This window comes from Nocardia amikacinitolerans NBRC 108937, from assembly GCF_001612615.1.
GTDB lineage: Bacteria > Actinomycetota > Actinomycetes > Mycobacteriales > Mycobacteriaceae > Nocardia > Nocardia amikacinitolerans.
The window spans coordinates 1-21,466 of the sequence record NZ_BDAU01000053.1 but is presented as its reverse complement, the minus strand read 5'-3'; the positions used below and the strand labels follow the sequence as shown (position 1 = coordinate 21,466).

General features: G+C 68.4%; 20 protein-coding genes. 7 read left to right on the top strand and 13 right to left on the bottom strand.

Features of this window, described 5'->3' with window-relative positions; genetic code table 11:
• Nucleotides 1-100: 100 nt before the first annotated feature.
• On the top strand, nucleotides 101-418 hold the full coding sequence (locus NAM01S_RS30465) for an ArsR/SmtB family transcription factor (protein ID WP_084483433.1): 318 nt from the start codon (nucleotides 101-103) through the stop codon (nucleotides 416-418).
• Nucleotides 419-421: 3 nt separating this feature from the next.
• Here the strand turns inward: NAM01S_RS30465 and NAM01S_RS30460 are convergent, their stop codons facing one another.
• The gene (locus NAM01S_RS30460) at nucleotides 422-1,396 is read right to left on the bottom strand and encodes a glycosyltransferase family 9 protein (protein ID WP_067791866.1); all 975 of its coding nucleotides are present in this window, start codon (nucleotides 1,394-1,396) and stop codon (nucleotides 422-424) included.
• Nucleotides 1,397-1,593: 197 nt separating this feature from the next.
• On the opposite strand from NAM01S_RS30460, the gene NAM01S_RS30455 reads away from it, so the two are divergent.
• Together NAM01S_RS30455 and NAM01S_RS30450 are read left to right on the top strand one after the other, a co-directional pair.
• Nucleotides 1,594-2,007: a VOC family protein gene (locus NAM01S_RS30455; protein WP_067791859.1), complete on the top strand. Its 414-nt coding sequence runs from the start codon at nucleotides 1,594-1,596 to the stop codon at nucleotides 2,005-2,007.
• A gap of 108 nt (nucleotides 2,008-2,115) precedes the next feature.
• Nucleotides 2,116-2,700 (top strand): HdeD family acid-resistance protein, encoded by a 585-nt coding sequence (locus NAM01S_RS30450; RefSeq protein WP_067791856.1) that lies wholly within the window; start codon nucleotides 2,116-2,118, stop codon nucleotides 2,698-2,700.
• Nucleotides 2,701-2,713: 13 nt separating this feature from the next.
• On the opposite strand, the gene NAM01S_RS30445 is transcribed toward NAM01S_RS30450, so the two are convergent.
• Together NAM01S_RS30445 and NAM01S_RS30440 are read right to left on the bottom strand one after the other, a co-directional pair.
• Nucleotides 2,714-6,043, bottom strand: a complete 3,330-nt coding sequence (locus NAM01S_RS30445) for a protein kinase domain-containing protein (protein WP_067791853.1) — start codon at nucleotides 6,041-6,043, stop codon at nucleotides 2,714-2,716.
• Between the two features lie 121 nt (nucleotides 6,044-6,164).
• A complete protein-coding gene (locus NAM01S_RS30440; protein WP_067791850.1) occupies nucleotides 6,165-6,824 on the bottom strand; it encodes a class I SAM-dependent methyltransferase in 660 nt (219 codons plus the stop codon).
• 131 nt (nucleotides 6,825-6,955) lie between these two features.
• Between NAM01S_RS30440 and NAM01S_RS30435 the strand changes: the two genes are divergently transcribed.
• Nucleotides 6,956-7,324 (top strand): helix-turn-helix domain-containing protein, encoded by a 369-nt coding sequence (locus NAM01S_RS30435; RefSeq protein WP_067791847.1) that lies wholly within the window; start codon nucleotides 6,956-6,958, stop codon nucleotides 7,322-7,324.
• A 5-nt stretch (nucleotides 7,325-7,329) separates the two neighbouring features.
• Here the strand turns inward: NAM01S_RS30435 and NAM01S_RS30430 are convergent, their stop codons facing one another.
• On the bottom strand, nucleotides 7,330-7,923 hold the full coding sequence (locus NAM01S_RS30430) for a ClpP family protease (RefSeq protein ID WP_067791844.1): 594 nt from the start codon (nucleotides 7,921-7,923) through the stop codon (nucleotides 7,330-7,332).
• A gap of 73 nt (nucleotides 7,924-7,996) precedes the next feature.
• A complete protein-coding gene (locus NAM01S_RS30425; protein ID WP_067791841.1) occupies nucleotides 7,997-8,602 on the bottom strand; it encodes a ClpP family protease in 606 nt (201 codons plus the stop codon).
• Nucleotides 8,603-8,874: 272 nt separating this feature from the next.
• On the opposite strand from NAM01S_RS30425, the gene NAM01S_RS30420 reads away from it, so the two are divergent.
• Nucleotides 8,875-10,185 (top strand): lipase family protein, encoded by a 1,311-nt coding sequence (locus NAM01S_RS30420; protein WP_157107979.1) that lies wholly within the window; start codon nucleotides 8,875-8,877, stop codon nucleotides 10,183-10,185.
• Nucleotides 10,186-10,713: 528 nt separating this feature from the next.
• Nucleotides 10,714-11,937: an alkane 1-monooxygenase gene (locus NAM01S_RS30415; RefSeq protein ID WP_157107981.1), complete on the top strand. Its 1,224-nt coding sequence runs from the start codon at nucleotides 10,714-10,716 to the stop codon at nucleotides 11,935-11,937.
• A 397-nt stretch (nucleotides 11,938-12,334) separates the two neighbouring features.
• On the opposite strand, the gene NAM01S_RS30410 is transcribed toward NAM01S_RS30415, so the two are convergent.
• A complete protein-coding gene (locus NAM01S_RS30410; protein ID WP_143861361.1) occupies nucleotides 12,335-12,553 on the bottom strand; it encodes a hypothetical protein in 219 nt (72 codons plus the stop codon).
• Nucleotides 12,554-12,739: 186 nt separating this feature from the next.
• Between NAM01S_RS30410 and NAM01S_RS30405 the strand changes: the two genes are divergently transcribed.
• Nucleotides 12,740-13,306, top strand: coding sequence for a DUF6968 family protein (locus NAM01S_RS30405; RefSeq protein ID WP_067791836.1), 567 nt, complete (start codon nucleotides 12,740-12,742; stop codon nucleotides 13,304-13,306).
• A 73-nt stretch (nucleotides 13,307-13,379) separates the two neighbouring features.
• Here NAM01S_RS30405 and NAM01S_RS30400 read toward each other — a convergent pair whose 3' ends face one another.
• From NAM01S_RS30400 to NAM01S_RS30370, 7 genes are all read right to left on the bottom strand, one after another.
• On the bottom strand, nucleotides 13,380-14,345 hold the full coding sequence (locus NAM01S_RS30400; RefSeq protein ID WP_067791834.1) for a glycine betaine ABC transporter substrate-binding protein: 966 nt from the start codon (nucleotides 14,343-14,345) through the stop codon (nucleotides 13,380-13,382).
• Nucleotides 14,342-15,115 carry an ABC transporter permease gene (locus NAM01S_RS30395; protein ID WP_067791833.1) on the bottom strand — a complete coding sequence of 258 codons (774 nt, stop codon included), beginning with the start codon at nucleotides 15,113-15,115 and terminating at the stop codon, nucleotides 14,342-14,344. The genes NAM01S_RS30400 and NAM01S_RS30395 overlap by 4 nt, the downstream gene beginning before the upstream one ends.
• A complete protein-coding gene (locus NAM01S_RS30390) occupies nucleotides 15,112-16,299 on the bottom strand; it encodes an ABC transporter ATP-binding protein (RefSeq protein WP_067791830.1) in 1,188 nt (395 codons plus the stop codon). Before NAM01S_RS30390 ends, NAM01S_RS30395 begins: the two co-directional genes overlap by 4 nt.
• Nucleotides 16,292-16,942 carry an ABC transporter permease gene (locus NAM01S_RS30385; protein WP_067791829.1) on the bottom strand — a complete coding sequence of 217 codons (651 nt, stop codon included), beginning with the start codon at nucleotides 16,940-16,942 and terminating at the stop codon, nucleotides 16,292-16,294. The genes NAM01S_RS30390 and NAM01S_RS30385 overlap by 8 nt, the downstream gene beginning before the upstream one ends.
• A gap of 126 nt (nucleotides 16,943-17,068) precedes the next feature.
• The gene (locus NAM01S_RS30380) at nucleotides 17,069-18,187 is read right to left on the bottom strand and encodes an alpha/beta hydrolase (RefSeq protein ID WP_067791828.1); all 1,119 of its coding nucleotides are present in this window, start codon (nucleotides 18,185-18,187) and stop codon (nucleotides 17,069-17,071) included.
• A gap of 282 nt (nucleotides 18,188-18,469) precedes the next feature.
• Nucleotides 18,470-19,927 (bottom strand): NCS1 family nucleobase:cation symporter-1, encoded by a 1,458-nt coding sequence (locus tag NAM01S_RS30375; RefSeq protein ID WP_067791825.1) that lies wholly within the window; start codon nucleotides 19,925-19,927, stop codon nucleotides 18,470-18,472.
• Nucleotides 19,928-19,953: 26 nt separating this feature from the next.
• Nucleotides 19,954-21,462, bottom strand: a complete 1,509-nt coding sequence (locus NAM01S_RS30370) for a CoA-acylating methylmalonate-semialdehyde dehydrogenase (protein ID WP_067791909.1) — start codon at nucleotides 21,460-21,462, stop codon at nucleotides 19,954-19,956.
• Nucleotides 21,463-21,466: the final 4 nt, after the last annotated feature.

The window sequence follows — 21,466 nt, the reverse complement described above, 5'->3', positions numbered from 1 at the left end:
ACGAAGAGATAACGGAAGAGCGAGCCTGCGTTATCGACCTGGGGAAATTGGGTAATGGGCGATCTTGACCAGCTAATTGCTAGTTGATCACAATGTTTAAGTGGCGACTAACGGAGTTCGGGCCCTGGAGGCGCTGGCCGAGCCGACGAGGCGGGCGATATTCGAGGCGCTGCCGCATGCGCCGAGGTCGGTGGGGGAGCTGGCCGACCTGGTCGGTGTCAGCAGCTCGGCGGTCTCCCAGCACCTGAAGGTGCTGCGGGCGGCACGGCTGGTCATGGTGCGTGCCGAGGGGACCCGGCGGGTGTACACGCTCGATCCGCGCGGACTCGGCGACGCGCGCGACTACCTCGAACAGTTCTGGCCGAGCGCGCTGGCGGCGTACGCGGCCGCGCTGAGCGAGGCGCGCGCCGAGCGGTGAGTCTCAGCCCACCCTGCGGTAGGTCGGGCGCCGCGCCGCGGCGGAGTTGCGCTGATTGAGCTGCTTCTCGACCGCGCCGACGACCTCGCCCACCCCGATACGCAACAGACCGGGATCGGGCGCATCGGCATACCGATCGCCCATCTGACCCGACCACAGCACGATGTGCCTGGCAAGCAGGTGCGGGGGTGGTCCGCCCCAGCGCGGCGGCGTCGGGCCGAACAACAGGACGGTGCGGGTGCCGAAGGCCGTGGCCAGCCGCGCGACGCCCGTGTCACCGCTGAGTACCAGCGCGGCCTCGGCGACCGTGGCCGCGAGGTCGATGAGGTTCTGCTCGCCCGCGAGCACGTTCGCCTGGGAGAGTCCGGCCCGTGCGGCGACGTTCAGCGCGATGTCCCGCTCGAACTCGTCGCCGGTGAGCACCACCTCGCGGCCGAGCACAAGCAGGTGCCGCACGACCGCGGCGAACCGGTCCGCTGGCCAGCGCCGCGCGGGAGCGCCCGCTCCGACGTGCACGACGACGCAGTCGCGGCGGCTGTTGGTGGACACGGGCGGCACGAGGCCCAGGTTGCGGCGGTCGGCCACGATGCCGTCGGATTCGAGCAGGTGACACCACCGCTCCACGTCGTGCATGTCCGGCTGCCAGATCGGGCCCTCGAGTTCGGGGAAGGCCGGGTTGCGGTAGGTCAGTATCCGCGCCGGGTCGGTCTTGACCAGCTCGACGACGCTCTCGGCGCTCGGCCCGTGCAGGTTCACCGCCAGCTGCGGTGACGGTCCGTCCCAGCGCAGCGCGCTCACGTCGGCGGTGGGGACCATGGAGTCCACCGAGGTGATCAGGTCGACGATCGGCTTGAGCCGGTGCGGCGCGGCGAGGACGATCTGGTCGCTCGGCTTGGCTCGACGCAGCGCGCGCAGCGCCGGGACCGCGGTGAGCAGATCACCGAGTCCGCGTGCCTGTAGCACGAGTACAACCGCCACCCTCTTCTCCTAGCCACCCGAGACTCACGAAATGCGACCCCCACCCCGCAAGTGTTCAAACGACGAGAGCCACTTACGGATGACTTCCCATGGCGCTCGGGCGGTAAACGTGAAGCCCGTCGAGCGTTATCCACGCCACTCTCGTCGGTGCGGCAGTACCCTCGCACGTGGCGGCAACTACAGCTAAGGAGCATCCCATGGTCTCCAAGCTCAACCCGTACCTCGGCTTCGGCGACAACGCGCGCCCGGCCCTCGAGTTCTATCGCGAAGTGTTCGGCGGCACCCTGGCCGTGAACACCTTCGGCGAATTCGGCGACAAGGAATCGCCCGGCGCCGAACTGGTCATGCACGGCCAGTTGGAGACGCCGAGCGGGTTCACGCTGATGGCGTCGGACACCCCGCCCGGCATGGAATACCAGCCGGGCAGCAGCATCTCGATCAGCCTCAGCGGCGACGACGCCGACGAGCTGCGCGGCTACTGGGACAAGCTGACCGCGGGCGGCGTGGTCACCGTGCCGCTGGAGAAGCAGATGTGGGGCGACGAATTCGGCATGTGCCGCGACAAGTTCGGCGTCGCGTGGATGGTGAACATCGTCGCGCCGGGAGACTGATCGACGTCGGGCCGCGGGCTCGAGCGCGAGTCGGCGGCCGGAAGTATCCGTCGTGCGGTGTGTAGCAAATGTCCAGAAAACATGTGCCGCCAGGCATAACATCTGGTCATGACGACAAACAGCGTGGTCGATGGACCTGTTCAGACGCTCGCGAAGAGCGCCTGGCAAGCCGTTCTGGTCACCGGTGTCCTCACGGTGATCATCGGTGTAATGATTCTGGTGTGGCCGGGCAAGACCCTGCTGGTCGCGGGCATCCTCTTCGGCATCTACCTGGTGATCTCCGGTGTGCTGCAGCTGGTGGCCGCGTTCGGCGCGACCAAGAGCGCGGGCATGCGGGTGCTGTACTTCCTCAGCGGCGTGCTGTCGATCATCATCGGCGTGTTCTGCTTCCGCGACGAGCTCGCCTCGATCCTGCTGCTCGGGCTGTGGATCGGTATCGGCTGGCTGTTCCGCGGCGTGGCCATGCTGGTGGCCGCCGCCTCCGATCCCGGCATGCCAGGACGCGGCTGGCAGGGCTTCTTCGGCGTGATCACCGCGATCGCCGGTGTCGTGCTGATCATCTGGCCGGTCAGCTCGGTGGCCACCCTGACCCTGGTCGCGGGCATCTGGCTGATCGTGCTCGGTATCATGGAGATCGTCACCGCCTTCGGTGTCCGCAAGGACTTCGGGCGTCTGACCGAAGCCGCCGCTTGATCGCTGCAAGCGGTCAGCGGGCGCCGGGACCGGGCAGGTCACGCATCGCATCGATCGGCAGACGAACGAGCCCCGCCTCGTCACACCTCGACGCCGCGGCGGACAGCTCCCGCTCCGCCTCCTCCGTCCGGCCCGCGCGGCGTAGCGCGGCGCCGAGCAGCAATTGGGCGCGCACCGCCGCGAGCGGGCGAGGTGCGGACTCGATGCTCGTCAGCAGGGCGCGCGCTCGCTCGCACGCCTCGTCGTACCGGTCCGGCGGGTAGGCCGTGAGCAGCAGCCGAACCGCCGAGTCTTCGTCGATCTCGGCGATGAGCGTGGCGATCCCGTCGTCGTGCCGGAGTTCTCGCAGACCGACGAGGCGCTCGATCTCGCCGCGGGTGAGGCCGAGTCCCAGCCGAATTCGCTCGTTGCGCAACCGGGCCGCGAGGCGCGGCAGCGCCATCCGCTCGGCGCTCGCCATACCGTCGGCCAACCGCTTCGCGGCCGCCCGGAGATCGCCGCGGACGGCTTCGACCCGCGCTCCCGTCGCATAGGTGGCGATCATGAAATCGACGCCGCCGCCGCCTTCGTCCGCCAAGCCGAGACTCTCCAGAAGCAATTCCGCCGCGGTGTCCACATCGCCTGTCTCGTAACGTAATTCGCCGAGCAGCGCGCTCGCGAGCCGCGCCGCGTGCGAGTGCGGGCCCATGGTCGTCGCCGCGAATTCCATCGCGTCGCGGAACGCCTCGTCCGCCGCCGGGATCCGCAGTCGCTCCCGCTCGGCGATGCCCGCGAAGCAGCGGCCGTACACCCGGAGGAAGGGGCCCGTCGCATCGTGATACGGCACGGCCCGCTGCTGCCAGCGGCGCGCGGCGTCGAAGTCGAAGCGGTGAATCGCGGCGATCGCGGCGATGTTGACCGCCACTCCGGCCACCCGCGGTGAGAAGTCGTCCAGGCGTGCCAGCACGGCGCGGACCAGGCGGTCGCCCTCCTCGCTTCGATCGGCGAACATCTCCCTGGTGGCCGCGAGCACTCCGGCCTCGGCCTGCAGGTCCGCTCGTTCGTCGTCTGTCAACTCGGCCTCGTCGAGCGCGGCCGAGAAGCGGGCCAGCGCCGCGACGCCGGGTTCCGTTCTGCGCAGGACGAGATTCACCCAGGCGAGGAACAGTTGGATACGGGGCCGCGACTGGATCGACCGTGCGGGCAGCTTGGCCACGATGCCAACCAGCGTCGTCATCTTGGACCGCTCCAGCAGGTACCCGCCGCCTTCCTCGATGAGATCGGCGGCGCGGTCCGGGTTTCCGGCGGCCAGCGCGTGATCGACCGCCTCGTTGAGCAGCTCGTGCCGCGCGAACCACTCCGACGCCCGATAGTGCAGCGCTTCGATCTCCTCGGGACGATCCCGTTCCAGGCGGCGGCGCAGATATCCCGCGAAAAGCTGGTGGTAGCGGAACCATTCGCGATTCGGGTCGATGCGTTGCAGGAACAACCCGCGGTCCTCGACGTCCTCCAGCAGTGCGCGCCCGTGCTCGTCGCCCGTGACCGAGGACGCGAGCGGCCCGCAGATTCGCCCGCATATCGAAGTCCTGGTGAGGAATTCGAGGAGGTCCGGTTCCAGCGCGTTCAGCACGTTCTCCGCGAGGAACTCGGCGATATCGGCGTGGGCGGACAAGCTGTCGACGAGGTGCGCCGGATCGTCGCCCGCGCGCAGCGACAACACCGCCAATTGCAGCGCGGCGGCCCAGCCGTCCGTTGTCTCCGTCAGTGCTTCGACATCGGCGTCCGACAAGCGCAGCCCCGCCTCCGCCAGGAAGTGCCGCACCTCGTCGACATCGAAACGCAGTGCGCCCGAATCGATTTCCTCCAGCTCACCGTCGATGCGCAGCCGGCTCAACGGAACTCCGGAGCGGGACGTGCTCGTGACGATGATCGGCAGGTGGTGGCAACCGTGCTCGACCAGGAAACGGATGGCCGCCAGCGAGGATTCGTCGGTCACCCGTTGCCAGTCGTCCAGCACGACGGTGATCCGGTCGTCGTGCGAGTGCAGATCATCGATCAGCGCGGTGAGCACGTACCGCTCGGCGTCGTCGGGATGGGCCTCGAGCACGCGATCGAGGTCGTCGGCGAGGTTGGGGCGCGGGCCGCGAATGGCCTCCACCAGGTGCGCGAGGAACCAGGCGGCGTTGTTGTCGTCCTCGTCGACGGTCAGCCAGGCGACCGGCCCGCCCGCGTTCGCGAGCTCGTCGCGCCATTGGGCCGCGAGCGTGGTCTTGCCGAAGCCGCTCGGCGCGTGGATGAACGTCAACCGCTTGCGCGAACCCGAGCGAAGCAGATCGAGCAGGCGTTTCCTGATGATCGGCGTCCGGGCCGGGGTCGGCGGGCGATACTTCGTCGCCGGGGTCGGGGGAGCGGTGGGCCGTTCCCGGTGGCGAACCGTCGGGGCGGGCGGCGTCTTCCGCGGGCCGGGACCGATCGGCAACACCATCACGTCGACCGGCACCCCGCGGTGCTGCTGCACCGAGCGCAATTCGTCGCCGAGGGCGAGCGCCGACTCCGGCCGCTGCGCCGGGTCGCCCGCCATGGCGTGCTCGATGGCGGCGCAGACATCGTCGGGCATGCCCTCCGCGCGCAGATCGGGGACCGGCTGCGCGGCGACCCGGAGGAAATGGGCGAGTACCTGTTCGCCGGTGCGGCGCTCGTACGCGACGTGGCCGGTCAGCGCGCAGAACAGCGTCGCGCCGAGGCTGTACACATCGGAGGCGGGCGTCGACGGCTCACCGCGCAGCGCTTCCGGGGCGGTGAAAGCCGGTGAGCCCGTGATGATTCCGGTCGTCGTTCGAAAACCGCCGGTGATGCGCGCGATGCCGAAGTCGGTCAACTGCGGCTCGCCGTAGTCGGTGATCAGGATGTTGCCGGGCTTCACGTCGCGATGCAGGGTGCCGACCCGGTGCGCGGCCTCGAGCGCCCCGGCCATCTTGACGCCGAGTCGTAGCGTCGCGGTCCAATCGAGCGGGCCGAAGTTCCTGATCCGCTGCTCCAGCGAGCCACGCGCGTGGTACGGCATGACCAGGTACGGGTGCCCGTCACCGGTGGTGCCGACCTGGAAGACGTCCGCGATGTGCGGGTGGCCGGACAGCCGTCCCATGGCCTGCTGTTCCCGGATGAACCGCTGCATGCTCTCCGCGTCGAGATCCGAGGTCAGCACCTTCACGGCCACGATCCGGTCCAGGTCGGGTTGCCTGCAGCGGTACACGACGCCGAAGCCGCCGCGCCCGATCTCCTCCGCCTCCTCGAACCCCTCGGTGTTCAAGTCCACGACGACGCCGGAGGACGGACTGCGCTGTGTCGGCTGCATGTCGGCCATCGTCGGCCTCGATTCCGGGCGAGCTCTGGTGACCCGGCGCTACGGGTCGGTTCCTGCTTCCCGAGGATAACTCCGGATCGGTCCGCGACCACGGCCGCGGACCGCATCGGCCCGGCTCCGCTCAGATCCGCCGGATACGCGCCAGCCAGGCGACCACGTCGACCGGGCCCTCGGTGGGCAGGTCGAGGCGGGCCGCGTCCTCGGCCACCACTTCGGTGACCCGACCGCGATAGGTGGAGGGGACGAGGTCTTCGAGTTCCCAGCCCTCGCCCGCGAACGATTCGCGGATCAGCGAATCGCTGATGCGCGGGCCGAAACCCTCCTCGGTGTCCGACAGCGCGAGGACGTGCACGAGTCCGCCTGGCTTGCACACCCGGTGCAAACCGCGCACATAGGCGGCACGCGCGTCGGGTTCGGTGCCGAAGACATGGAAAAGGGCGCTGTCGACCACGGTGTCGAAAACGCCGAGCCGATCGTCGTCCGAATCGGCGAGCGTGAGCACGTCGACCACCTCGAACCGGGCATTCGGGACACCCTTGTCCGCGGCGTTGCGCCGGGCGTAGGCGATCGCGCTCGGTGACAGATCCACGCCGAGCACGTCGTAGCCCAGTTTCGTCAGCGCGATGGTGTGCTCACCCGCGCCGGTGCCGGGATCGAGCACCCGGCCGCTGATCAAGCCGTCCCGTTCGAGGGCGAGGATCGCCGGTTGCGGTTCCCCGATCACCCAGGGGGCGGTGTCGTTGTCGTAGACGGTGTTCCAGAATTCCGGAGCCTGAGTCATGCTCCCAGCGTGCACCCTGAACCAGGGTTGAGGTCAAGGGTCCGGTGCGGTGGCGGCTACCGCGCCGATCCCGTACGCCCACAGCGTAATGACTAGCCGAACACCGTGGTGCGAAACGTACGCTTCCTCCCATGACCGAGCATCCGAGACTGCACTCGATCCCCGGTGGCCGCGACGACCGAACTCGCCGACCCGCGCCGTCCGCTCCGGAACCGCTGTGGCGCGAGGCGCTCGGCGAACGGTTGCGCGCGCTGCGGCAGGAACAGCGCGAGACGCTCGTGGAAACCGCGGGCCGGGCGGGCATCTCGCCGCAGTACCTTTCGGAGATCGAGCGGGGGCGCAAGGAGCCGTCCAGCGAGATGATCGCGGCGTTGGCCGGTGCGCTCGGCACCACCCTCGGCGGGCTGACCGAGCAGGTCGCCGACGAACTGCGCGGGCGGCACCGCGCCTACCAGCGGCGGTCCGAGGCCGCGCCGACCCTGCTGGTCCGCGCGGCCTGAGCCGGTCATCCCCGCGGCTGCAGCACGGTGTCGACGAGTCCGTAGTCGATGGCTGCCTGCGCGGTGAAGACGCGGTCCCGGTCGGTGTCGTGGCGCAGCCGCTCCACCGACTGCCCGGTGTGCCTGGCCAGGATCGACTCGATCTCGGCCCGCATCCGCACGAGTTCGTCGGCCTGCAGGATCAGGTCCGGAATCGCGCCCTGGCCGCGCGCCGCGGGCTGGTGCAGCACCACCCTGGCGTGCGGGAGCATCGCACGGCGCCCCGGCGCACCGCCCGCGAGCAGCACCGCGCCGACGGCGATGGCCTGGCCGACGCAGGTGGTGTGCACGGGCGCGCCGATGTGCTGGATGGTGTCGTAGATCGCGAGCATGGAGGTCAGGTCGCCGCCCTCGCAGTTGATGTAGAACTGGATCTCCTGTTCGGGACTCTCCGATTCCAGGTGCAGCAGCTGGGCGATCAGCGCGTTGGCGACGCCGGAGTCGATCGGCGTGCCCAGGTAGACGATGCGTTCGGCGAGCAGGTGCGAGTAGATGTCGGTGATGCGCTCGCCACCGCGCGGATGCTGGGCGATGACATTGGGAATGGTGTAAGTACTCATGCCTGCGCCTCGCTGGTGCTCGGCTCCGGCATGTGCACGGCACGCTGGCACATGATTCGCTCACTTCGTTCGCTCATGCCGTGATCCCGATTCGCTGACGTTGGGGGACGACCTGTCCGAAGTTGTCGACGATGTGGTCGACGAATCCGTACTCCTTGGCCTGCGCCGCGGTGAACCACCGGTCGTGGAGGGAGTCCTCGTAGATCCGTTCGTAGGGCTGGCCGGTGTCGGCGGCGATCAGGCCGAGGACCGTTTCCACGGTGTGGCGCAGGTCGTCGGCCTGGACCTCCACGTCGACGGCCGTGCCCCCGATTCCCGCCGAACCCTGGTGCATCAGGATCCTGGCGTGCGGCAGCGCGAAGCGCTTGCCTCGGCTGCCCGACGAGAGCAGGAATTGTCCTGCACTGCACGCCAATCCGAGAGCGAGCGTGGACACCTCGCACGGCACGAGCCGCATGACGTCGCGGATCGCGAGCATGGCGGGAACCGAGCCGCCCGGCGAGTGGATCCACAGCGAGATGCCCGCTTCGTCGTTCTCGGCGGCGAGGGTCAGCAACTGTGTGGCAAGCAGGGTTCCGTTGTCGTCGTCGAGGGGTCCGTCGAGCACCAGGATGCGGCGGCCGAGCAGTTGCTCTCTGGCGCGCCAGCTGAACAGCGGGGTCTTGTCGTCGTGAGCCATGCGTCCACCGTGCCCCAGCCGGACGGTGGAAATCCGCCGTCGCTGCCCTGGGCGGATCTGCTCACAGCAGCGCGGAAGGCGGGTATTCGGATGACGCCACGAAACATGTGATTTCGGCGGGATTGTCGGCGCCGTGCCGGGAAATCGGCGCTCGGAACCGCCTTTCACGGAAATACGGTGCGCGTTGTGCCTGCCTGAAGGCCGCAGTACGGATAATCTCGATATCCGATTCTAGATGCCAGGATCTTCCCAATCGAAGGAAGGATCGGATCGTGAGGAGTCGAATACTCAGCTTGGCCGCAGTTTTGACGGGAACCCTCACCGTGGTCGGCGGCGGGGCGATTTCCGCACCACCCGCGTGGACGGATCCGGCGGCGGAAGCCGTCGCCGATTTCTATGTTCCGCCGCCGGTCGGCGGTGGACCGGGCAATATCCTCCGCGCGGAACCATCGGTGGTGGCGCTGTCGGCTCCCGGACAACCCGGAATGGTCCCGGCGCGCGCGACCCGACTGATGTACGTCAGCAACGATGCCCAAGACGCGCCGACCGCCGTGGTGGGCACGTATCTCGAGCCCGCGGTGCCGTGGCTCGGTCCTGGCGAGCGTCCGCTGGTCGCGTACGCGGGCGGCACCAAGGGGCAGGGCGATCAGTGCGCGCCCTCGAAGCTGCTGTCGCAGGTCGTCTCCTACCAGCCGCCCGGTGACGTGATCTTCGAGTACGACCTGCTCGCGATCACCACGCTGCTGTCGCGCGGCATGTCGGTGGTGATCACCGATTACCACGGCCTCGGCACGCCCGCGGTGCACGACTTCCTCAACCGCAAGTCGCAAGCGCACGCCTTGCTGGACTCCGCGCGCGCGGCGCTGCAGCTGCCGGGCAGCGGTCTCGGCCCGAACGCGCCGGTCATCCTCTACGGATACTCCCAGGGCGGCATGGCCTCCGCGGGCGCGGCCGAACTCCAGCCGGACTACGCGCCTGAGCTGAACGTCCGCGGCGCCTACGTCGGCGGCCCTGTCGTGGACGACCAGTTCTTCATCGGGTACAACGACGGCCGGGCCGCCATGGGGCCGACATATGCCTGGATCCTCAACGGCATGGCCGCCAACTACCCGTCGGTCCGTCCGGTGCTCGACGCCGAGCTCAACGACACCGGCAAGGCGATTCTGAACGAATCGCTCGGCAAGTGCGCCGTCCCCATGGGTCTGGCCCAGTTGCATGGGCACACGTCCCAGTGGACCGCGAGCGGGCAGCCGCTGACCGCCGTGATCGACCAGAACCCGGCGTTGAAGCAGGTATTCGACGAGCAGATCGTCGGCGGACTCACCCCGCAGGTGCCCGTGCTCATCGCCTCGGCGGTGAACGACGAGGGCGCGCCGTTCCCGCCCATCCACGCCATGGCGGCCGGCTGGTGCGGCCGCGGCGTGCCGGTTCAGCTGGAGGCGAACGGTCAGATCCCCAGCATGTCCGGGATTGTCGGCACCCACGTGCTCGCGTTCTTCCCGGCGCTGATCGCCTCCCAGCAGTGGATCATGGATCGGCTCTCGGATGCTCCGGCCCCGACCAACTGCGGGGCGCTGCCGTAGCAGCGGATGCGCGGCACATTCGGGCACCGGACGTATCCCGCTGGGGCGGACGGTGTCCTGTTTGTGCCGCGCATTCATTCGTGTTCGGGGGAGAGCGGCGCGAATCGGCTGCGCGGCATGGTTGCCCAGATTTCGCGCGGGGGAGGTTATCGCGTTGTACGGAAAGTCGTCATTTCGTTGCGATATCGCGATGATTGCGCGCCGCCCGCATCTTCCGGTGGCCGTGGACAGCGGCTCGAGCTCGGGGTGAGTTCGCCGATCTCGTTCCCGGTCGGCTGGCCGTATGCGGGGATTTCCCAGTACGTCACGCGGTACGCGGGTCGAGAAGTCGTCCGGTACACCGATCTCGAGTCTGTCCGCGCGACCGATCGCCGGTGCGCGATATCGGTTGCGGGATCACCCGGTCAGGGGACTATTTTTCCGGTTTGCTGGATTGCTGCCGGGAAACCGCTATCCTGGAGCGACGAGTTTAGCGTAACCGTTTTCTGCGGCACACTCTGTCGGGTGTTGTTCTGTTGGATCAGCGGGATGGCTATGACTGTCTTCAAAAATACGCAAGCACGCGACCCCAAGCGGTACCTCTGGGTATTCGGATTGATCGCACCGGGGTGCGCACTACTTCCCTCACAACTGGTGGCTCATACTGGGCTGGAACTGTTTTGGTGGATCGGTCCGATCATCGTGTTCGTGGCCATTCCACTGCTCGACTGGGCGGTGGGTGACGACGGAAGCAATCCACGTGACGAGGACTACGAGGCATTGTCCAACGATCGTTATTATCGTTGGTGCACATACCTTTTCCTGCCGATGCAGTTCATCGGACTGATGATCGCGGGATACCTGTGGTCCAGAACGGAATTGAGCCTCGCGGACAAGCTCGGGCTTGCCGTGACCCTCGGCGTGGTGTCCGGTATCGGCATCAACGCCGCGCACGAGCTCGGTCACCGGGTCGAGAACCTGGAGCGGTGGCTGGCGAAAATCGCTCTCGCGCAGTCCGGTTACGGTCATTTCTTCGTCGAGCACACCCGCGGCCACCACGTGCGCGTCGCGACGCCGGAGGACCCGGCGAGCGGCCGGTTCGGCGAGTCCCTGTGGGAGTTCCTGCCGCGCAGTATGTTCGGCGGGTTCCGCTCGGCGTTGGCCTTGGAGCGGGAACGCCTGTCCCGCAAGGGCAAACGGTGGTTCACCCTGGAGAACCATCTGCTGCACGCATGGGCGATGAGCATCGCGCTGTTCGGGACGATGATCGTGCTCTTCGGCCCGATGGTGATCCCTTTCCTTGCGCTGCAGGCGCTGATCGGCGCCTGCCTGCTGGAGACGGTGAACTACGTCGAGCACTACGGTCTGCTGCGCGCCCGCCGTCCGAACGGCAACTACGTGCGCTGCTCGCCGCGCGACAGCTGGAACAGCGACCGCCTCGTCACCAACATCTTCCTGTTCCACCTGCAGCGCCACAGCGACCATCACGCGAACCCGGGCCGCCGCTATCAAACGCTGCGCAGCTCGCAACAGGCCCCCCAGCTACCCGCTGGCTACGCCACCATGGTCGTCCTCGCCGCGATACCCCCACTCTGGCGCGCCGTCATGGACCACCGGGTCCTCGCCCACTACAACGGCGACATAAACCTCGTCAACTGCAAACGCCCCGCCAAACGCACCCCCAAACCCGAGTCCTCGCAGCTACGCGCCCCGCTGACCCCGGCACGTACCCTCACGGTCGACGTCGAGGACGATGACCAGTCGGGTCTGTGACAAGCGCATGCGGTGCTGCGCCACGTGACAACTGTCTTGCCATCGCCCCGGCGTGGGACGTGCTCCCGGCATTGACCGGTCACCGGCGCGGTGCGATCGCGATGCCGGATCGGTTCATCCGCGGCGGGTTCTGAGCGAGTCGGGTCACGCGAAGTTCGGCTCGGACGGGCCGCGTGCCGACCGACGGATCGGCGGCCGGCGGTTGGGGGAGCTGAATCGGAGTGCTCGGGCCACCATTCGACCACCGTCGAATCCTCTGTCGACGGTGGTCGAATGGTGGCTGGTGGTTTGTGGTGGGTTCGGTCTGTTCCCGTGACTTCGACCGGTAGGACGGCGGTGGGCCGTCAGGAGGTGCGCGCTGCGGGGTTTCGTCAGCACGCAGCGCCGCCGGTGAAAGTCAGGAAAAGCGAACGGAATTGGTTGGTCGGCGGGATGGTCGGCCGATCGGGGGCACCAGCACGATCATGCCGATGCAGACGGCCGCGAAGGAACCGAGTGCCGCGGATAGGGACCCGGTCATGACCGCTACTCCGCAGCCGAGAGCCAGCGCGATGATGCCGCCGAGCACGGCGGTTCCGCGTTCGATGCCGACGATCTGTGCAGGTCGATCGTTCATCGGAGTCATGCTGGTTGTGGTACCCCTCCTGGCCGTGACCAAAACGTGACTGGCACTTCTGGTTCCGTATCACAAGGGCGGCGGCCGGTTAATCCCGCTGGTGGCCGGGTATCACGAGGACCGTCGCTGTGGAACGAACGGGCGCAACATGTCCGGCGGATCGGCCGGAAGGCGGGAGGTGTACCGGTGATCGATCGCCTGGGTGAGGTGATTGCCAAACGCATGGTCGCAGACGGTGATCGGTCGGTTCTGATCGAAGTCGGCAGGCCGCGCCCGGCCGCGGGCGCCGGAGGTGACGTGTGCGGCTTCCGAATTCAGGGCTGGGGTGAGTCGCGGGCCACCGGGGTGGACGCGTTGGCGGCGTTGTATCGCGCGCTGGTGGAGATCGGCGCGCAGCTGACGCAAGCGAACGAGGCGGGCGCGCAATTCACCGTCGCCGGGCCCGCCGAACTCGGCTTCCCCGCGCCACCCACTCGAAGCGACATCACCCACGACCCCGGAATGGAGTACGAGCTGGGCGATCTGCTCGCGATCCGCACCTTGATCGCCGCCGACGGCCCACACACCATCACCATCGGCCGCCCGGTCTCCTCCTCCGACAGCCAGTTCTACGTGTGCCCGTTCCGCATCGACGGCAGCCGCCACGCCGTAGCCTCCGGTCTCGACGAAATCCAAGCGCTGCTCACCGCGATCCGCATGATCGCCGCCTGGCTCGACCTACCCGGCGACTGGCCGATCAGCCGCCTCTCGTAGAGCCCCGATCTGTCCGGCACTCACCGGTTTTCGACCGATCGACTGCACAGGAGCAGCGGCTCGAGCACCAGCGCTACTCGGCGGTGACGAAGCCATGCTCGACCAGCCAGTCGCGCGCGACCTCGGCGGGTTCGCGGCCGTCGACGTCGACCTGGCGGTTCAGTTCGGTGATCACCTCGTTGGTGAGCAGTGCGGAGATGGGAGTCATGATCTCGGCGATCCGCGGATGCGCTTCGTGGAAGTCGGCGCGCAGCACCAACGCGGCGTTGTACTTAGGGAAGAACGCTCGATCATCCTGGAGGAGAACGAGGTTCAGGGCGGGTATGCGTCCGTCGGTCGCGGCGACCGAGCCGAAGCGGCACTGGCCAGCGTCGGCGGTGGCCTGGTAGACGAGGGCGTCCTGCATGATCTGCTTGCGCACCTTGCCGACGTCGATGTCGTATTTGCGCGCCATTCCCGGATAACCGTCCTGCCGGACGTTGAATTCGGTGCCGACGCAGGTGGCGGCCGCGGCGGCGTCGGTCTCGATCAGCCGCGCGTAGTCCGACAGCGTCCGGACGCCGGTCTGCTCGGCGGTGCGACTGCTGGTCACCAGGGCGTAGGTGTTGTTCATCGGCGCCATCGCCGTCCACACCATCCCGTGTTCCGCGCGGTCGGCGTCGCGGACCGCCTCGAACTGCCCGAGTTCGCTCGGCACCGGAATCTCGTTGCCGAGGTAATTGATCCAGCCGGTGCCGGTGTAGTCGTAGGCCACGTCGACCTGGCCGTGCAATTGCGCGTCCCGAAGGCTGTTGGAGCCCTGGATATTGGTCAGGTCGCGCACATTGGCGCCCGCCGCCACCATGGCGAACTCGATGAGATAGCCGAGGATGTTCTGCTCGCTGAAATCCTTGGAACCCACGGTGATCGTGACCCCCTCGAGTTCCGGTACCGGCTGGATGCTGCCGGGCCCGACGCGCAGCGGCACGGCGCCACCCGACTCCAGACCGCACCCGGCAAGCGCCAGCACCGCCACCGCGAGCACACTCAGCCACCTCATCGCAGGCCCCTCGGTCCGAGAAAGCGTTCGGCCAGCGCGCCGAGCCAGTCGACGAGCAGGGCCAACGCCACCGCGAGCACCGCGCCGACCACCAGGGTGACGTTGTCGCGCAACTTGTATCCGGTGTCGATGAGAATCCCCAACCCGCCCGCACTGACCAGGAACGACAGCGTGACGGTGCCGACCGCCAACACGAGCGAAGTGCGCAGTCCCGCAAGGATGTACGGCACGGCCAGTGGAAACTCGATGCGCCGCAAGACCGTAGCCGCCGACATGCCCTGGCCGCGTCCCGCGTCTACGAGCGTCCGATCCACCTGCTGATAGCCGAGTATCGTATTGCGCAGCACCGGAAGCAGTGTGTAGAAGGCGATCGGCGCGACCCCGATCCAGAACCCGGTGGTGCGCGTCACCAGGTAGCACAGCACGATCAGACCGATGGCGGGCGCGGCCGCGCCGATATTGGCGATGCCGATGAAAACCGGTGCGAGACGGCGATATCCGGGCCTGGTGAGCAGCGTGCCGAGCGGCACCGCCACCGCCACCACGATCAGCACCACTGTCGCGGTGAGCAGTACGTGCTGCCAGGTGACGGTGGCGATGTTGCTCGCGTTGATGCTCGCGCGCTGGGTGGCGGTGAGGTCCCTGCGGAACGCCCACACCAGCACGCCGACGGCCAGCACCAGGACCAGCGCGGGCTGCACGAGCAGTCGCAGCCGCTCGGCTCGGCGTGCGGCGGCGGGGGCGGACGCGGCGGTGACGGTGGCGGTCACGGCGTCGCCTCGGCCGCGGACCGATCCCCGCCGTGTCGCGCCCGCAGCGCGGACAGGTGCCCGACCAGCGTGTCGATCGTGATCAGTCCCGCGTACTCGCCGCGCGCGTCGGTGACGACCGCGGTCGCGGTCTGCTCGGCGAGCAGGGCCTCCAGCGCGTCCTGCAGGGTCGACCGCAGCGACAGCGTCTGACCGATCGGGCTGCCCACCTCGCCCAGCGCCCGCGCGTGCGTCAGCTGCTCGGCCGACACCCAGCGCACGGGCCGCCGGCGCCCGTCGAGAAGCAGCGCCCACGGCCACTCCCGGCCCGCGAGCGCCGCGCGCAACGTCTCCACCGGTTCGTCCTGCCCGGCCGTCGGGCAGTCGCCCAGTTCCACGTCGCCGACCCGGGTCAACGTCAACTGCTTGAGCGAGGCGTCTGCGCCGACGAACCCCGCCACGGTCTCGTCCGCGGGATCGGCGAGGATCGCGGCAGGGGTGTCGTACTGGAGAATCCGGGACCGGTCGCCGAGCACCGCGATCCGGTCGCCAAGCTTCACCGCCTCGGAGAAATCGTGGGTCACGAAAACGATGGTCTTGCGGAGTTCCGCTTGCAGACGCAGCAATTCGTCCTGCAGCAGCCCTCGGGTGATCGGGTCGACCGCGCCGAACGGTTCGTCCATGAGCAGCACCGGCGGGTCGGCGGCCAGTGCGCGCGCCACCCCGACGCGCTGCTGCTGCCCGCCGGAGAGCTGGCGCGGATACCGTCCGCGGAAGGTGTCCGGATCGAGGCCGACGAGGTCGAGCATCGCGTCGACTCGCGCCGCGATCCGCGCGCGGTCCCAGCCGAGCAGCCCGGGGACGGTCGCGATGTTCTTGGCCACCGTCATGTGCGGGAAGAGCCCGGCCTGCTGGATCGAGTACCCGATGCCGCGGCGCAGCTGATCGGGATTCATCCCCGCGGCGTCGCGTCCGCCGATGGTGATGGTGCCGGAGGTCGGTTCGATCAGCCGGTTGATCATCCGCATGGTCGTGGTCTTGCCGCATCCCGACGGTCCGACGAGGACGACGATCTCACCGGCCGGAATGGTCATGGACACCGCGTCCACGGCCGGATCACGCTGTCCCGGATACTGTTTGGTGACCGCGTCGAGCACGATCCGCACGCCGGACACCGCGCTGGCGCCGGTCTCGGTGTCAGTCACGAACCCCCCTCGAGGTGGTCAGTCGTCCCACGAGGACGAAGAGGCCGTCCAGCAGCAGCGCGAGCACGACGATCAGCACCGTGCCGGTCAACGCCTGCGGTACGGCATTGGGACTGCCGAGCCGGGACAGCCCGGAGAAGATCAGATTGCCGAGCCCGGGCCCCTTGGCGTACGCGGCGAGCGCGAGGATGCCCATGATCATCTGCGTGCTGACCCGCATCCCGGTCAGGATGGACGGCCAGGCCAGCGGGAGTTCGATGGCGGCGAGAACGCGCATCCGGTTCATCCCCACACCGCGTGCCGCGTCGACCACCGACGGATCCACCGCGGCGAGGCCGACGATGGTGTTGCGCAGGATGGGCAGCAGCGCGTAGAGCACGAGCGCGGTGACCGTCGGACCGACGCCGAGCCCGAGCACCGGGATCAGCAAGCCGAGCAGCGCGAACGAGGGCACCGTGAGGATCGCGCTCGCCGCGGCCGTCGCCGCCGCCGAACCGAACGGGCTGCGGTAGACGAGCACGCCGACGATCACGGCGATCACCGCCGCGACGAGCAGCGACTGGATCACCGCCGAGACATGCAGATACGAGTCGACGAGCAGCTGATGTCGCCGATCGACGACGAACGTCCACAGTGCTTCCAGGGCCGAACCTCCCGTACAGCGTTGTGCCGGAGTCTATCTCGCACCCTAACCCGGCGCGGTGGGTCCGCACGGGCGAAACGACCGGCACGAAAGGCATATTCGTTGCCGAGAGGACTTCTCGGCAGTTCACGAACTGGAGGGACCCATGGCCGCCCGGTCTCGCCCGCCGCCCGTTCCGGGGTCGGTCGAGATGTCGCGTGCCCCGGGGAGGGCGTCGGCGAGCAGAGCCGCGACCTCGTGCACCGCCGGGCCGAAGGCGAGCGCGTTGTTGACGAAACCGTGCATGTAGCCGTCGAATCGGCGCAGTACGACGGGCACTCCGTCGGTTCGCAGACGGTGCGCGTACGCTTCGCCTTCGTCGCGCAGCGGATCGAAACCCGCCGTGATCACGACGGCCCGGGGGAGTCCGGCCGTGGTTTCGGCGCGCAGGGGTGACACATCCGGTTGGGTGCGGTCGAGGTCTGGTGGCAGGAAACAGCGGTCGAAGAAGTCGATATCGGCCTTGGTCAGCGCGAAGCCCTCCGCGAATGTCTTGCGGGACTCCGCTTTTCCGGTCAAGTCGGTGGGCGGATAGATCAGCAGCTGGAGCAGGGGAGCGGGCCCGCCGTCCCGGCGCATCCGTTGGCACAGCACCGCCGCCAGGTGCCCGCCCGCGCTGTCGCCGCCCACCCCGACGCGTTCCGGTGCGACGCCGAATTCGTCCGCCCGGCCGACGATGTCGCGAAACGCGGCCGCCGCGTCGTCGATGGCCGCGGGATAGGGATGCTCGGGCGCCAGCCGGTAGTCGACTGCGACGACCCGAATCCCGGCCGTGTGCGCCAACGTCCGGCACAGCCCGTCGTGGGTGTCGAGATCGCCGATGACCCAGCCGCCGCCGTGAAAGTAGACGAGCAGGGCGTCCGCCGCGCCGGGATCGTAGAGCCGCGCCCGCAGCGGCCCGGCGAAACCGGCGACGGTGGTGTCGTCGACACGAACGGGAGCGCGCCGCCCCGCCCCGATCGCCGCCATCCGCCGCGCTTGGGTCCGCAGCCGCACCGGGTCCGGCTCGGGCCTCGGCAGCGCGCGGGTGATGCGCAGGAGCAGCTGCGCGTCGAGGTCGAGCTCGTTGCCGTCGCGGTGAATCGCGGGACCGGCGAGTGCGCGCTTGGTGCGATGCGGCAATCGGAGCAAGCCGCGGACCGCCGCCGCGGCCATCCGCGTGGCCGGCGGCACGGCGGGTACCGGGTTGACGGGATCGACCGGCACGGGAGCACCTCTTTCGCGTGGTTCTGGTCCGGGGCGACGGGCTCGTCGCGGCGGTCCGGTGTTGGTCGACCCGAAGGGTTCGTGACCTGTCCCATCGATGCTGCCACTCGGAACGCGGAAGGGTGGCGATTGCCCGCGAATGCGCGCCGCCCGCCTCGCGCCGGTACCCGACTGCCTTGCGCCGCCGTCCGGCGGACGGTGTCGGTCACCGCGTGTGCTCGGTGACGAATTCGTCCGCGCGGTGCGGCACGATCTTGCCGCGCCACCGCCCGGCGGACCCGGTCACTCCGCGGTCGCGGGCACGGACGGGCGGACCCGAGTGAACGCGTACATGAGCACCGCTCCCAGCGCCGCACCCACCGGCCACGACAGCGCCGTCACCTCCTGCGAATCCGGCGCCAGTGCGACGATCACCGCTACCGTCCCCGAAATGCCCAGAGCCGTCAACGCTTTCGGGTTGAACCCGCGGGAGAAGTAGTAGCGCCCTTCCGCCGTGTCGGAGTACAGCTCGGCGACCGCCGTGCGCTGCCGACGCACCAGGTAGTAGTCGACGATCAGGATGCCGAACACCGGACCCATCAGCGCGCCGACGCCGCCGAGGAAGTAGATGATGAAATCCTGGTTCTCCCAGAGCTTCCACGGCATCACCAGGATGGACAGCACGGCGGTGATGATGCCGCCGGTGCGGAACGAGATGTATCTCGGTGCGGCATTGGAGATGTCGTAGGCCGGGGAGACGAAGTTGAGGACGACGTTGATGCCGACGGTCGCCGTCGCGAACAACACCGCGGCGACGACCACCACGATATCGCTGTCGATGTCGGCGACCAGCTGCACCGGGTCGGTCAGCACCTTCCCGTACACCTTCAGCGTGGCCAGCGAGATGATGATGGAAAGGACGACGAACGCGGTCTCGTTGAACGGAATTCCCCACGCGTTGCCGCGCAGCACCGCCTTCTTGCTCGGCGAGAACCGCGCGAAGTCGGCGTAGTTGACGAGCGGACCCGCCATGAACGACACCATGAGGAAGGCGACACCCACGAACGCGGCCACGGTCGCTCCGCCCGACAGCGGCGCACCGGCCCGGGCGTTGAAATCGATGCTCCACTCGGCCTTTCCGAGAATCCAGATGGCCAGCGCGATCATGCCGATCCACACCGCGGGACCCGCGAAGTCCGAGGCCTTGCGCACGACTTCCATGCCGTAGTTGATGATCGCCAACTGCACCGTCCACAGCACGAGGAACGCGATCCAGCCCAGCGTGGACAACCCGAGGAAACCGGCCTCCGTCCACGACGCCAATCCCGGTGCCACCCGGAGTATCAACACCATCAGCGCGGTCGACGCCAGGTAGGTCTGGATCCCGTACCAGAACACCGCGACGATCGCGCGCAGCAGTGCCGGGACGTTGGCGCCGAACACGCCGAACGCGGCACGGGCGAAGACCGGGAACGGCACCCCGACCTTCTGACCCGCGACGCCGACCAGATTGCTGCCCACCCACAGCACGAGCACACCGGTGAACAGGGCGAGCATGGTCTGCCACCCGGTCATGCCGAGTGCGAGCATGCCGACGGCGAACCCGTAGCTGGCGATGCTGTGCGCCGAGGTCATCCAGAGACAGAAGATGTCCCAGGTACGCCAGGTCGCTGTCTCCTTGGTGGTCGGCGCCAAGTCGTCGTTGACCAGCGTGGAACTGCCCGGCGCGCCGGCGGGCGGCCGTACCCGAGTGTCTGTCATCGGATGTCCTTCGTACTTCGGTGGTGCTAACTGTTCCGCGGAAAACCGAGGTCTATGCCGCCGTGGCTGGGATCGAGCCAGCGGGAGGTGATCGCCTTCTCCCTGGTGAAGAACGCGAATCCGTTGGGGCCGTAGGCTTTCGCATCGCCGAACAGCGACGCCTTCCACCCGCCGAAGCTGTGGTAGGCCACCGGGACCGGGATGGGTACGTTCACGCCGATCATGCCGACGTTCACCTGCCGCTGGAAGCGCCGCGCCGCGCCGCCGTCGTTGGTGAAGATCGCGACGCCGTTGCCGTAGGGCGAGGCGTTGACGATCTCGACAGCCTGCTCGAAACCTTCGACCCGCACCACCGAGAGCACGGGCCCGAAGATCTCGTCGCGATAGACCGCCGAGGTCACCGGAACCCGGTCGATCAGGCTCGGTCCGAGCCAGAAGCCGTTGGGGTCACCGTCGATTGCGCTGTCGCGGCCGTCGACCACCACCCGCGCCTGATCGGCGACCGCGGTATCGAGGTACCCAGCGACACGGTCGCGGTGCTCGCGGGTGATCAGCGGTCCCATGTCGCAGCCGCGGCGGCCGTCTCCGGTGCGCAGGCCGGTCATCCGCGATGCGACGCGCGACACCAGGTCGTCGGCGATGGTGTCGACCGCGAGCACCACGCTCACCGCCATGCACCGTTCGCCCGCCGATCCGAAGCCCGCGTTGACCGCCGCGTCCGCGGCCAGGTCCAGGTCGGCGTCCGGCAGGACGAGCATGTGGTTCTTGGCGCCGCCGAGCGCCTGCACCCGTTTGCCGTGCGCGCACGCGGTCCGGTAGACGTAGTCGGCGATCGGGGTGGAGCCGACGAACGAGATCGCCGCGACCCGAGGGTGGGTGAGCAGCGCGTCCACCGCCTCCTTGTCGCCGTGCACGACATTGAGCACGCCCGAGGGAAGCCCGGCGTCGGCCGCGAGTTCGGCGAGCCAGTTCGCGGCCGACGGATCCTTCTCGCTCGGCTTGAGCACCACCGTGTTTCCCGCGGCGATCGCGATCGGGAAGAACCACAGCGGCACCATGGCCGGGAAGTTGAACGGGCTGATGATGCCGACGACGCCGACCGGTTCGCGCACCGAGTACACGTCGATCCCGGTCGAGGCGTTCTGGCTGAACTCGCCCTTGAGCAGATGCGGCATGGACAGCGCGAACTCGACGACCTCGAGCCCGCGGGCGACCTCGCCCGCCGCGTCACCGAGCACCTTGCCGTGCTCGGCGGTCAGGATGCTCGCCAGTTCGTCCTTGCGGGCGTTGAGCAGTTCGCGGAAGTTCAGCAGGAACCGGTGCCGGGTGGCTACGGAAGAGTCGGACCAGCCTGGCAGCGCCGCCGCGGCGGCGGCGACGGCGACACCGACGTCCTCGGCGGTGGCCATCCGGACGCTGCGCTGCGCGACCCCGAGCGCCGGATCGAAAACCGGTGCGGTGCGGTCGGATTCGCCGGTCCACGGCTTGCCGTCGACCCAGTGGTCGACGATATCGGCGGTGGCGGGATTCGTCATCGGA